The 12971-nt window shown below is 44.3% G+C and carries 12 protein-coding genes; all 12 read left to right on the top strand.

The window, feature by feature from the left end; genetic code table 11:
* The first annotated feature begins 26 nt into the window (after window positions 1-26).
* On the top strand, window positions 27-1217 hold the full coding sequence (locus tag HMPREF0868_RS04540) for a M28 family peptidase (protein ID WP_012993526.1): 1191 nt from the start codon (window positions 27-29) through the stop codon (window positions 1215-1217).
* A gap of 14 nt (window positions 1218-1231) precedes the next feature.
* Window positions 1232-1723: an NfeD family protein gene (locus HMPREF0868_RS04535; protein ID WP_012993525.1), complete on the top strand. Its 492-nt coding sequence runs from the start codon at window positions 1232-1234 to the stop codon at window positions 1721-1723.
* A gap of 75 nt (window positions 1724-1798) precedes the next feature.
* Window positions 1799-2770: an SPFH domain-containing protein gene (locus HMPREF0868_RS04530; protein ID WP_012993524.1), complete on the top strand. Its 972-nt coding sequence runs from the start codon at window positions 1799-1801 to the stop codon at window positions 2768-2770.
* Window positions 2771-2837: 67 nt separating this feature from the next.
* The gene (locus HMPREF0868_RS04525; protein WP_012993523.1) at window positions 2838-4142 is read left to right on the top strand and encodes an AAA family ATPase; all 1305 of its coding nucleotides are present in this window, start codon (window positions 2838-2840) and stop codon (window positions 4140-4142) included.
* A 10-nt stretch (window positions 4143-4152) separates the two neighbouring features.
* On the top strand, window positions 4153-4869 hold the full coding sequence (locus HMPREF0868_RS04520) for a hypothetical protein (RefSeq protein ID WP_012993522.1): 717 nt from the start codon (window positions 4153-4155) through the stop codon (window positions 4867-4869).
* The gene (gene hemW, locus HMPREF0868_RS04515) at window positions 4862-6127 is read left to right on the top strand and encodes a radical SAM family heme chaperone HemW (RefSeq protein ID WP_012993521.1); all 1266 of its coding nucleotides are present in this window, start codon (window positions 4862-4864) and stop codon (window positions 6125-6127) included. Before HMPREF0868_RS04520 ends, hemW begins: the two co-directional genes overlap by 8 nt.
* A gap of 114 nt (window positions 6128-6241) precedes the next feature.
* Complete coding sequence (gene hrcA, locus HMPREF0868_RS04510; RefSeq protein ID WP_012993520.1) at window positions 6242-7324, top strand: heat-inducible transcriptional repressor HrcA; 1083 nt, start codon at window positions 6242-6244, stop codon at window positions 7322-7324.
* A gap of 4 nt (window positions 7325-7328) precedes the next feature.
* A complete protein-coding gene (locus tag HMPREF0868_RS04505; protein ID WP_049779001.1) occupies window positions 7329-7994 on the top strand; it encodes a nucleotide exchange factor GrpE in 666 nt (221 codons plus the stop codon).
* A gap of 106 nt (window positions 7995-8100) precedes the next feature.
* On the top strand, window positions 8101-9942 hold the full coding sequence (gene dnaK, locus HMPREF0868_RS04500) for a molecular chaperone DnaK (protein ID WP_012993518.1): 1842 nt from the start codon (window positions 8101-8103) through the stop codon (window positions 9940-9942).
* Between the two features lie 19 nt (window positions 9943-9961).
* Window positions 9962-11107, top strand: a complete 1146-nt coding sequence (dnaJ, locus tag HMPREF0868_RS04495) for a molecular chaperone DnaJ (RefSeq protein WP_012993517.1) — start codon at window positions 9962-9964, stop codon at window positions 11105-11107.
* A 35-nt stretch (window positions 11108-11142) separates the two neighbouring features.
* Entirely contained in the window at window positions 11143-12186 is a 1044-nt protein-coding gene (prmA, locus tag HMPREF0868_RS04490) for a 50S ribosomal protein L11 methyltransferase (RefSeq protein WP_012993516.1), read from the top strand.
* Window positions 12187-12399: 213 nt separating this feature from the next.
* Window positions 12400-12951, top strand: a complete 552-nt coding sequence (locus HMPREF0868_RS04485) for a DUF3793 family protein (protein ID WP_012993515.1) — start codon at window positions 12400-12402, stop codon at window positions 12949-12951.
* Window positions 12952-12971 lie beyond the last annotated feature (20 nt).

The following is a 12971-nucleotide window of genomic DNA, read 5'->3' as shown; positions in this document are numbered from 1 at the left end:
ACTTAAAAAGACGATGGAGATCGACAGTGAAAATATTGCAACAAATTAAAGTAGTTTTACCGCCGCTGTGCCGGTCTGGCAGAAAAATTTTTATGGCGGTTTTGATCGGGGCGGCGCTGGGTTTGCCGTTGGCGGGAATGACCGCCTGCACAGGCGGCAGGGAAGAGGCAATGGCTGGCAGCGACTACGGCTCGTTTGGATCGGAAATGGCAATTAAACTGGCCACGCAAGATCCTTACCGCAAGGCATATTCCGCTGGTGAAAAAGCCGCTGCCGAATTTATCGCTCGCCAAATAAAGAATCTTGGCTATGAATATAAAGAGCAGCAGTTTACCAGCAACGGCAAAAGCGGCCGAAATATTATTGTGTCTCTGCCGGGACGCGGCTTTTATCGACCACAGACGGCGGCTACCGATATAGCCGGAGCTCCTGACAAAACGCTTACTGTCGGCGATTTCAAGCGCAGAATTATTGTCGGAGCTCATTACGATACCAAACTGGGTGAAGAAAACAAGTCTGAAGCACCCAAATTTGATGGAATTTCGGACAATGCTTCAGGCGTTGCCGTATTGTTGAACGTGTTGCGCCAAATTAAGGGAGTTACAACAGGTTTTGATGTGGACATAGTATTTTTCGGGGCTTCCGGAGATGGGTTTGCTGGAGCTAAGGCTTATCTTGCATCTATAGGTAATGAACAACGGCGGGAAATTGAAAGCGTGATCGTTGTTGATTCGATATACGGTGGTGACAACTTATATGCTAATGCCGGTATTAATTCCGCCGCACCAGACAATCGCCACCGCCTCCGTACACCGTTATATGACTTGTTAAATATTTCGGTCAGCAATTATACTGGTTTACGGCTTTTGGATAATCAAGGCGGATTTAAAGTTAAAGTCCAAGGGTTGACCAATTCAGTTGTTTATCGTGAATTTACTTTTAAAGAAAGTGATCATACCCCTTTTGATGCCGCCGGGCTGCCGGTTGTTTATATAGAATCCGGTAACTACAAGGTTAAGGAAGTCAATAATACATTGGAAAATCGCACTCAACTTTTTGAACCTACGGGCGGGGCCATACGCGGAACAAATTATGATGATATAGATACTTTGAAAGAAAACTTGCCTGAAGGAATGCTTGAATTACGCATTAATTCAACTACTTTTATACTTAAGACATACATTGAAAGCGGTTTGTACAACGCAAAAATGCATTAAACGGAGGTGAGAATTTGGCTGATTTAATTGGGGCGTTTGCCATTAATTATTCTGGTCGGCAAAACGAGTGGCTGCTTTGGCTGATATTGGCGGTGTTTTTCTTGGTTGTTGAACTGGCTACAGTCAATTTGGTTAGTATTTGGTTTTTCATCGGCACAGTGGCTGCCTTAGTAGTTACCTTGTGCGGTGGTGGGTTTGCGCTTCAGATTAGTGTTATGCTGATTGTATCGCTGATATCTCTTTGGGTGTTTTGGCGTTGCCGTGACCGCATGAAAGTTTCGCCACGCCGAGTTGAATTTACCAATGCTGACCGCATTATCGGTGAAATTGCTTTGGTTACGCATGATATAGATCCTATACGGAAAATCGGACAAATAAGCGTTTTGGGTCAGACGTGGAGCGCGGTTTCCGCAGATGAGCACCCGATTGCCAAGTCAACCAAAGTAAAGGTGGTAGGCTTGAAGGGTGTTAAAGCTGTGGTGGAAACACAGAAAAATTTGCTGTAGAATAATATATAGTTAGTATGAAATAAATCGCATTAAAAATCTATATAATGCACAATTTTGGAAGGAGATGAATTTATGCTGCGAATTGCTTCTTGTTTGGGTGATATGGCCGGATTGAGTAACGTTATTGAACCGGGGACGATAATTCTCGTAGTCATTTTGCTTATTTTGTTGGTGTTGGTTTTACGGAATATAAGGGTTGTGCCACAGGCTCACAACTACATTGTCGAGCGGTTAGGGACGTATCACGCAACTTGGGGTACTGGTATGCATGTAAAAATTCCGTTCGTTGATCGGGTTGCCAAAGTAGTAAGTATGAAAGAAAAAGCAGCCGATTTTGCTCCGCAAGCTGTTATTACTAAAGATAATGTAACGATGCAGATAGACACTATAGTTTTTTACCAAATTACTGATCCGAAGTTGTATTCTTACGGCATTGAAAATCCGGTAATGGCGATTGAAAATCTCTCTGCAACGACACTGCGTAATATTATAGGTGATTTGGAATTGGATGAAACCTTGACTTCACGCGATATTATCAATGCTAAAATGCGCTCAATTCTTGATGAAGCAACTGATCCTTGGGGAATAAAAGTGAACCGGGTGGAACTGAAAAATATCCTGCCACCGCGTGAAATTCAAAACGCTATGGAGCGTCAGATGAAAGCTGAGCGCGAGAAGCGGGAAAACATTCTTCGGGCTGAGGGTGAGAAGGAAGCGGCCATAAGAGTTGCTGAAGGTGAAAAAGAAGCAGCAATTTTACGTGCCGATGCTCAACGCGAATCCGCCATTAGGATAGCTGAAGGACAGGCTCAAGCTATTTTGAAGGTTAAACAGGCTACTGCTGACGGTTTGCAAATGATTAAAAATGTAGGCGCAAGTCAGGCGGTAATTGCCTTGCGCAGCTTAGAAGCTTTGGAAAAAGTGGCTGACGGAAAATCGACCAAAATCATCATTCCCTCAGAAATACAGGGAATGGCCGCTCTTACAGCAGCTCTCAAGAGCGTTGCTGCAGAAATGAGCGAGAAAGATGAGTCAGCAAATTGATATTAACCGATACGCCATGCCTTAGGTATGGGTTTTAAGTATGGTTGCATGGTAAAGGTTTAGGCACATGCTTTTAGGTTTACATATTAAAAATTTTGCCTCATTGGTTGATGTGAAGGTAGGCTTGGACGTGGATCAGCTGTCCGGCTTGAATGAGTCGACGACAAGTTCTGAGCGGAAGAATTTTTCACTTCAATCGGTTTCGGTTCTTATCGGTGCTAATAATGCCGGCAAAAGCAGCGTGTTACAAGCCCTTGATTTTTTGCAGGACTGTGTTTTGCACGGTGTCACGTCTGCGGCTCAAATGAATGGCCGACACGGATTTTTTGACTTGCGTACACGCGGCACCGATGAACCGATGAGTTTGCGAATATTATTTTCCTCGGCAAAGACGGGAATTATCTACAATTATATGCTGCAGATAGGTGATAACGATCAGGGAAAGCCGCTTATTACTGCAGAAAGTTTGCAAATTGTCGAACAGGAGAAGGGTGATTTTTTCCGCTGTGCAGATGATAAATTTACTGCTCGTTTCGGAACACATGAAGAGTCACAAGTGGTAAAACCATATGATTTACCGTTGCTTAGTGTTTATGCTAAATTACCAGGAGCAGATTTCTGTCGCGAACCTTACGAATATATAGAACATTGGCTGTACATATCGTTCCCTGCTTTAATGAATCAACCTGGGCGAGCATCTCGCGATTTTATGTTGCAAGCCAGCCAATTGGGAAATTTATCAGGCGGCCATCGGCATATCAACCGATATGCCGATAATGTACCTAATGTTTTGGCTTATTTGCAAAAAAAACATCCAAATATCTATCAAGAATTTTTGCAGACGGTGCGTCAAAGCGTTAAACTTACGGCAAATTTAAAAAATGCTTTGATAAACAGTGACTTTTCTAATGCTGATGCACGGTATTTTTTGTTAGTATTACTACTCTTTGATCCCAAACCAAGATCATTACTTTTGCTTGATGCGCCGGAAAGTGAACTGTATCCCGACAAAATTAATTCGCTAGCCGAGCAGCTGCGTCGATTTTCGTTTAAAACGTCATCGCAGATTTTGCTCACTACACACAGCCTAGGGTTGGTGGATAATTTTGCGCCATGGGAAGTGTGGCTGTTTAAGAACCATACACAAACCGCGCCACTGGAAAACAGTGATTGGAATGATGAATGGAATCGTTTGGCCTACCAAGTGTTTCCGGTGGAAGGTGAAGAGAAGAAGCCTGAGATAAGCAAAAGCGGCGTTGCGGTTAAAGCTGGGGTGGTTGCCAAATGCGTGGCTGCCGACCCAAAAGTCAGGGCCATGTATAATGAAGGTATTGGCTTGGCTTCGCTTTGGTATTCCGGACATTTTGCGTAGGTGCTCAAATATGCATTTAGAAATTTTGGTTGAAGATAAGTCAGGGGGGATTATACTTGCCGCCTTGGTCAACTCTCTTTTGCGCAATTACAAAGGTGAAAAATGGACATACAGTATTCATCCGCATCGCGGTGTAGGGAAGGTTGATTTCTCTTGGAATGAACCACCAAAACCGCATACAGCTTCTTTGTTGAATTTATTGCCGGCCAAGTTGCGAGCCTACCGCAAAGTTTTGTCCCAACCGGGACTTCAGTGCGTAGATGAAATTTTGGTAGTGGTTCTGGATGCTGATGATAATTCGCCAGATGAACTTAGGTCTGCTATCAGACGAATGGGACGATTGTTTGCTCCGGAAATCGGTTTGGTGATCGGCGTAGCTGTTGAAGAGTTGGAAGCGTGGGCTTTGGCTGACGAGTCGGCCTTGGCAGCGGCTTTCCCAGATTATGACCGTGATTTGTATGCAACCTATAAGCAAGATGCGGTTTGTGGTACTTGGGAAACCTTGGCACGTATAATTATGCCGCCGCACCAAGCGCAACAACTAATTGCTGTCGGCTATCCAGCCGTCGGAGCATACAAGCATTATTGGGCTTCGGCTTTGGCAAAAAATCTGGCAGCAGAAAACAATAGATCGCCGAGTTTCCGAAAGTTCAAAAACGATCTTTATCAAATGATGCGACTGATCGAACGAAACAACCACTGGCAGAACGGGGGAAACATTGTTTGAATGGTTGAGTCTGCCGCGAGCAGCTTATATACATATACCGTTTTGTGAACGGAAATGCGGTTATTGTGACTTTAATTCTTACGCCGGCAAGGAAAAATATATAGAACCTTATGTTGATGCCTTAGTTAATGAAATACGATTTAATTTCCGGAAAATGCTTAGGGCGTTTGGCAGTAGCATACCTCTGTCGGAGCTGAATTTTGGTAGCGAAGGATTTTCATCATTCGACATGGCTTTGCGAACCGTTTATTTCGGCGGTGGCACTCCAAGTTTGCTTTCTGCGCAACAAATCGGCGAAATAATTGATGTTTTACGGCATACTTTCGGTTTGACCCCCAATTGTGAAATTACTTTGGAAGCTAATCCATCCAGTGCGTCTGCCTTGGATTGGTCGGAGGTGAAAAGATTCGGAATCAACAGGGTAAGCGTCGGCTTGCAGTCTTATAATGATCGGTTACTGAATGTTTTGGGACGCATCCATACTTGCCGGGATTTTGATTGTACTACTGCGGCATTGCAACGAGCGGGGCTAGAAAACATTTCCTGTGACCTTATGATCGGACTGCCGACCCAAAGTCTTGCGGATATTCACATGTCTTTAGAACATGTGATTAAATCAGGTTATCGTCATATTTCAGTGTATTCCTTGATTATTGAACCTGGTACTCCTTTTGCGTCGCTTTACGGCATGGATGCCCCTGATAGTAAGAGTAAGTTGGCGACTTCGGTGGCTTTGGCTGTTCTGCCGGACGAAACGACTGAACGGCAACAGCAACATTTTGTATCTGACTATTTAAAAGATCACGGTTTTTCGCGCTATGAGGTAAGTAATTATGCGCAAGAAGGCAGCCGTTCTAAGCATAACATCGTTTATTGGGATGGGCTAGGTTATTACGGATTCGGAGCCGGGGCGCACCGTTTTGTAGGGGGGATCCGTTCAGGCAGCGAGATTAATCCGCTTAAGTATATTAGTAACTTTTCTGATTCAAAAGTTCCAACCAAGCTAGATTATCCGATTGAAGAAATAATTTCCCGGAGGGCTGCCATGAGTGAATTTTTTGTGCTGGGCTTACGTAAAACGGACGGAGTATCCAGACAGGAATTCGTTCAACGATTTGGCTGCGACATTCCTTTGAACCTCCGAGTTAAACTGGATGAGTTGAGGGGGAAAGGTTTATTAATTGCCGAAGCAGGTGGTTGGCGGCTGTCCGATTTTGGGCTGGATGTAGCTAATATAGTTTGGGAAGAGTTTTTATAGCCGTTTGCAAATTAGTTACAAACAACGACTTTGATTTTCCTTGACATTCCTAAATGGTAATGGTAGATTATCTTTAGCACTCAAGTAAGGTGACTGCTAAGGCGGGAGGCAAATATGATTTTAAGTAATCGCAAACAAGCTATTCTCAAAGCGATTGTCGAGGATTATATAGCTACAGCCGAGCCGGTCAGCTCTAAGAGTTTAATTAAAAAATATCCTTTGCAGCTCAGCTCGGCCACAGTGCGCAATGTTATGGCCGAACTTGAAGATGAAGGGTATTTACAGCAACCGCACGTTTCCGCCGGCCGTATTCCTGCGGACAAGGCCTACCGGCTTTATGTTGACAGTTTGATTGATATACCTGAAGTACAACCGGATGTTAAAGAGAAAGTCGAAACGGCTTTACAGGATGATTTTCATGCCTGGGAAACCGCGGTGAAGAAAGCAGCTGAGGTTATGACCAACAGCACCGGCTATACATCGGTTGCTTTGGCTACGCGTACGGAGCGGACAAGTATTTTGCAGATTAAACTACTCATGGTTGAACCGGGTTGTGTGCTTGTGGTTCTTGTTCTCGCCCCAGGGATTGTACGGGATCGTTTAATCAACATTCCGCCTCAGGTCAGCAATTCCGAATTGCAGCGATTAGGAATGGCGATTGAGCAAGGGTTAGCCGGACGCAAACTTAATGAAATAACTTGGATAACCGTTGAAAATACCGGACGTGGAAGTGAGTTGCCGGAATCCTTGTTGAATCAAGTGCTGTTTGAAGCGTATATGGCAATTAAGCAAAGCGATAATTTGGACGCTTACTTGGATGGTATACAAAACTTATTGCGTCACCCCGAATTTCGCGATCCGGATAAGGCAAAAGATATTTTGAATGTTTTAACCAGAGACGGCATGCTCGCTGGCTATTTGACCGACAGTTACCTTAAGGAAGATGCGTCGATGACAACTGAGCTGGGCGACGGCACCAAACGACCTAAATTTATGATCAGGATAGGTCAGGAGATAACCTTACCGGGGCTAAGTGATTGCAGCTTTGTAACTACAACATATGCGCTAGCCGATAATTTGATAGGCCAAATCGGGGTGGTAGGGCCACGCCGTATGGACTACCGTCGGGTAATGGCCAACATGAATTTTATACGACAAGTGTTTAAGAAAAAAATATCCGGCAGAAATGAAAGGTGAAATGATGAAAAAGAATAAAACGGATGTATCAATGAAAGCAGACAATTCGATTGATCCGGGGGCTAAAGCCCAAACTGAACAAGCGGCGGAGGTCGAGATGGAAACAAAGACCGTTGAACCCGGAGCCGATACAGTCGATCGTACTACAACAGAGTGCGACAAAGCCGGAACTGCTGAAAAAAATATTGATCTTGCGGAAGAAATCAAGAAATTGTCGGCAGAGAACGCAAAACTGACGCAAAAATTAGCGGCACGAGATAAAGAATATGTATCTTTGGCGGCAGAGTACGACAACTTCCGTAAGAGAAGTAAAAAAGAAAAAGAAAATTTATATAAAGATTCAGTTAAGGATGTTGCCGAAGCTTGGCTACCATTAGTTGATGATTTGGGACGTGCGGTGGCTGCGGCCGAGGCAATGAGCGAAAAAGTTGATAAGTCAGTTATGGACGGCATAATTTTAATCCAAAAGCGGGCGGAACAAATTTTGGCCAGCTTGAAAATTAAGGAAATCAATGCGTTGGGTGAGAAGTTTGATCCTAATTTACACAACGCAGTTATGCAAACAACTGATGAAACTAAAGGCGAACAAGAGATCGTTGAAGTATTTCAAAAAGGCTATACCTACGATGATCGCGTCATTCGTCACAGTGTTGTTAAAGTGGCTAACTGATTCACCTTGGGCTGCTTTACAAATTAGATTGTTTGTGAGTGAATTTATCAGATTGAACTGTGTGACAGTTCAGTTAAATGTTTGAAATATAGAGGAGGCAGATATTATGGCAAAAGTAATAGGTATTGATTTAGGAACGACAAACTCATGCGTAGCAGTTATGGAAGGTGGCGAACCGGTAGTTATTCCAAATCCTGAAGGCAACCGTACGACTCCTTCAGTAGTAGCATTTACTAAGAGTGGTGAACGTCTGGTGGGACAGATTGCAAAACGTCAGGCGGTAACCAACCCTGACCGCACGATTCAATCCATCAAACGTCACATGGGGACTTCTTATAAGAGAGATATAGACGGAAAGAGTTATTCCCCGCAAGAAATTTCAGCAATGATTCTGCAAAAGTTGAAAGCTGATGCGGAGGCATATTTAGGTGAGAAGGTTACTCAAGCGGTTATTACAGTCCCGGCTTACTTTACCGATTCTCAGCGTCAGGCGACTAAAGACGCTGGTAAAATTGCTGGCCTAGAAGTTATGCGTATTATCAACGAGCCTACAGCCGCATCACTGGCTTATGGCTTGGACAAAGATCATGACCAGAAGATTTTGGTGTTCGACCTTGGTGGAGGTACATTCGATGTTTCGATTTTGGAAATAGGCGATGGTGTATTTGAAGTTCTGGCGACCAATGGTAACAACATGTTGGGCGGTGATGATTTTGATAAAAAGATCATCGACTGGATGGTGGCTGAATTCAAACGTCAGGAGGGCGTTGATCTTTCCGGTGACAAGATGGCTATGCAAAGATTGCGCGACGCGGCAGAAAAAGCGAAAATTGAGCTTTCCGGCGTAAGCTCGACCAATATCAATCTGCCTTACATCACTGCCGATGCAACCGGGACCAAGCATTTGGACATGACTTTGACGCGAGCTAAATTTGATGAATTAACGGCTGATTTAGTTGAGGCCACTATGGGGCCGGTTCAAGCTGCTATGAAAGACTCTGGTTTGAGCACCAATGATATAGATAAAATTTTGTTGGTAGGTGGTTCAACACGTGTGCCAGCTGTACAGGATGCAGTTAAAAAATTCTTCGGCAAGGATCCTTTTAAAGGGATAAATCCGGATGAGTGTGTGGCTATCGGAGCAGCTATACAGGCAGCCGTTTTGACCGGTGATGTTAAAGGCCTCCTTTTGTTGGATGTAACACCGCTTTCATTGGGTATTGAAACCTACGGCGGAGTATTTACTAAATTAATCGAGCGCAACACGACGATCCCTACCAAGAAAAGTCAGATCTTTTCAACGGCTTCGGATAATCAGCCCCAAGTTGATGTCCATGTCTTGCAAGGTGAACGGGAATTTGCCAAGGATAATAAAACTTTAGGCAATTTCATCTTGGATGGTATTGCCCCGGCTCCTCGCGGTGTACCGCAGATCGAAGTAACCTTTGATATTGATGCTAATGGTATAGTTCACGTTTCGGCTAAGGATATGGGTACCGGTCGTGAGCAAAATATCACGATTACCGCTTCGAGCAATTTGAATGAGGAAGAGATAAATAAAGCGGTCAAAGAAGCTGAGCAGTTTGCGGCGGAAGACAAAAAGCGCAAGGAAGAGGTCGATACGAAAAATTCGGCTGAAACAATGATCTATACGGTTGAAAAAACGTTGAAAGACTTGGGCGATAAGGTCGATCCGGCTGATAAAACGGCGGTGGAAAGCGCAGTAGAAAAACTGAAAAAGAGCGTGGCGGCCAATAACCTTGAAGAGATGAAAGCGGATACGGAAGCTACGCAAAAAGCCTTGTTTGCGATAAGTGAGAAGTTGTATAAAAACGCAGCTCCTCAACAAAATGCAGGCGGGAATGCTGGAGGCCCTGCTGGTGGAACAGCCCAAGGCGGATCTGGAAGTTCTGATGGAACTTACAAGGCCGATTTTGAAGAGAAATAATTAGTTGCGGAGGCTGAGTGTGCCTGAAAAAAGAGATTACTATGAGGTTTTAGGTGTCAGTAAGACGGCAAGCGACGATGAGCTTAAGAAAGCTTATCGCAAACTGGCCAAAAAATATCACCCGGATTTAAATCCGGGTGATAAGTCTGCTGAAGCAAAATTTAAAGAAGTCAACGAAGCTTATGCAGTTTTGAGCGACAAAGAAAAACGAAGCCAGTATGATAATTACGGTCACGCCGGAGTTGACGGTCAGGGCTTCGGTAATTATTCACAAGCCGATTTTGCAGACATTTTCAGCTCGTTTTTCGGTCGCGGATTCGGTGGCTTCAGCGGTTTTGGTGGTTTCGGTGGCGAGGGTGCGGCTCGTGGCCCTGTTCGTGGGGATGACTTGCGCTATCAGTTGACGATTGAGTTTATGGAGGCGGCGTTCGGATGCACCAAAGAGTTCAATGTCACCAAAGAAGATGTCTGTGAAGCTTGCCAAGGCAGTGGTGCCAAACCAGGCTCATCCGTTGAACAATGTGCCAGATGCCATGGTACGGGGCAGGTTATGCAGCAACGTCAGTCTATACTTGGCATTGTACAGACGGTGACGGCTTGTCCGGAATGTCATGGCAGAGGTAAAAAAATTAAAGACCCTTGTCCTCAATGTCATGGAGTTGGTCATTACCGTCGTAATAAGACTTTGAGTGTCAAGATTCCGGCGGGAATTAATCACGGTGAAAGCTTAGTCTTGGAGAATGAAGGTGCTCCCGGCGAAAACGGCGGAGGTAAAGGCAATTTATACATAACTATTGCTATAAAGCCTCATCCTATTTTGGGCCGCAATGGTAATGATACCTATTGTGATGTCCCGGTTAAATTTACCCAAGCTGCATTAGGTGGTAAGATCGAAGTTCCGACGATTGACGGGCCGGTAGAGTATGAGTTGCGTGAAGGAACGCAGCCGGGCGATCGTATAACGATTAAAGGCAAAGGAATTCCGTATATCAATCGTAAAGACCAGCGTGGAGATCATATCGCGACGATTAAGATTGAAGTACCGCGCAATTTGTCAGCGGAACAGCGTAAGTTGTTGGCCGAATTTGCTGATACTTGTACAGCAAAAAATTACCAGCAGCATACTGATTTTTTTACTAAACTTAAGCAATTTTTCCGCAATTGAGCGGTCTTTTCACACTAGATGACGGGGTGGCAGATATGGCAAACGCGGCACAATGGTTGGAAGCAAAATTTACGATTAGTGAAGAAGCGTCGGAAGCACTTACTGAACGATTGATTCAGTTCGGAGCCTGCGGTATCGCTACCCAAGATCCGTTTGAGCTTAAACGCCTGCTCAGTGACAATTCGACAACTATATTTGTTGACCCGGAATTTCTGGATGACTTGCCGGATTATGTTACGGTGAAGGCATATTTTGCCTGTGATGATCGGGGCGTGCGTCTGATACCTTCTTTGGCGGATGATGACAATCCTTTTTTGGCGGTGGAGCAATATTTGTATCAGCCCTCTCATGTCAATTATTGTCGACCGGAGGATTTGCTTGCCAATTTACGGGCTATGTTGGCTGATTTGGCACAATTTTTACCAATTGGCCTGGGAAAAGTTGAAGTTGGAACGGTTAACGAGGAAGATTGGGCTAACAATTGGAAGCAATATTACCATCCCATCGAAATATCTGATTCATTAGTAATTTGCCCGGAATGGGAGGACTATAACCTTAAGCCGGGGCAAAAAATGATCAAAATGAATCCGGGCTCGGCTTTTGGCACGGGTAGCCATGAAACTACTGCTTTATGTCTGAAACTTTTAGCCGAGAACATGAAACCTACTGATCTTATACTTGATTTAGGTTGCGGCTCAGGGATTTTAGCGATTGCGGCCGCTAAACTTGGCGGTAAATCAATTACTGCGATAGACATAGATCCTTTAGCGGTAAAGGTATGCCAAGACAATATACGTTTAAATAACGTTGCTGAGCAAGTTACAGCTTCGGCCGGAGAAATCTCTTCCCTTGCCGGGCAAAAATTTGATTTGATCTTAGGCAACTTACTGGCTGAAGTTCTCGCTGCTCTGGCCCCCGCCCTGTATCAAGCCGTTAAGACGAACGGCAAGTTGATTTGTAGCGGCATAGTCGCGCACAAGGCTGACATTGTGTCCCGCGCTTTTACGCCCGATAGATGGGAATTAACCGAAGAACGTAAAGATAACGATTGGATCGCGCGCATTTATCGCCGGCGTTAAAACATAATTGTAAACTTATATTTGTATGCAATTTTTCCCTAGCTCGGTAAAGAAACTTTATTGCAAAAATTTTCTGATTATTTGATCTTACCTATTGACAAAAAGGTTAACCTCGGTTAATATTGTCATCAAGAGTTAGCAAATACTAATTCTTCGAGTTTCTCCCTCGTTGATGTTTTGTTTCCGGCTGCAGTAGCAGAGAAGGAGGTTGCCGTGAACTTTGCAATGGAAATCGCTAATCATTGCTCTCCGGCGCTGGCGGGAATCAAACCGGCCAATCTTATATCCTACTCCTCTGCTACCTGTTGCAGCATAGCTGAGTATCTGGTGTATTTGGCGGAACAGCTTCAAACGGCGAGAATTTTTTTTCGCCTTTTGCAATCTGATCGCCACCACCGTTTATGTTTGGTATATAAAGAGCGTATTTTACAGAAACATTTGTCTCGCCCGGAAGTAAAACATGAATTGGCCTTGCTCGGTTACCCTACTGATGCGGATTTAGAGGCAATGCTAGATCATTTGGCGAAAAGATTCAAGGTTGCCGACTCGTTCCCGCATGAAATAGCTTATTTTTTAGGCTATCCGGTTGATGATATCAAAGGATTCGTTGTTAATGACGGACGCAATTATTGTCTTAACGGTTATTGGAAGGTTTACAGTGACCCTGAACAAGCCATGAAGTCATTTCGTCGATATACGTTGTGTCGTGAGGCTGTGATGCGACGTTTGGCCGGCGGTACGGCTCTGGAGAATTTATTTAGATAATTTCCATCAAAGATGGAGAA

Origin of the sequence: Mageeibacillus indolicus UPII9-5 (assembly GCF_000025225.2) — a bacterium.
GTDB classification, from domain to species: Bacteria; Bacillota; Clostridia; order Saccharofermentanales; family Fastidiosipilaceae; genus Mageeibacillus; species Mageeibacillus indolicus.
Note: the sequence above shows the minus strand (reverse complement) of the source record. Positions and strands in the feature narration are given on the sequence as shown.

Bases quoted from the DNA above. Each gene is read 5' to 3' on its own strand.
- HMPREF0868_RS04530 (WP_012993524.1), top strand. From the start codon at position 1,799: ATGCTGCGAATTGCTTCTTGTTTGGGTGATATGGCCGGATTGAGTAAC.
- HMPREF0868_RS04525 (WP_012993523.1), top strand. From the start codon at position 2,838: ATGCTTTTAGGTTTACATATTAAAAATTTTGCCTCATTGGTTGATGTG.
- HMPREF0868_RS04520 (WP_012993522.1), top strand. From the start codon at position 4,153: ATGCATTTAGAAATTTTGGTTGAAGATAAGTCAGGGGGGATTATACTT.
- hrcA (WP_012993520.1), top strand. From the start codon at position 6,242: ATGATTTTAAGTAATCGCAAACAAGCTATTCTCAAAGCGATTGTCGAG.
- HMPREF0868_RS04505 (WP_049779001.1), top strand. From the start codon at position 7,329: ATGAAAAAGAATAAAACGGATGTATCAATGAAAGCAGACAATTCGATT.
- dnaK (WP_012993518.1), top strand. From the start codon at position 8,101: ATGGCAAAAGTAATAGGTATTGATTTAGGAACGACAAACTCATGCGTA.
- prmA (WP_012993516.1), top strand. From the start codon at position 11,143: ATGGCAAACGCGGCACAATGGTTGGAAGCAAAATTTACGATTAGTGAA.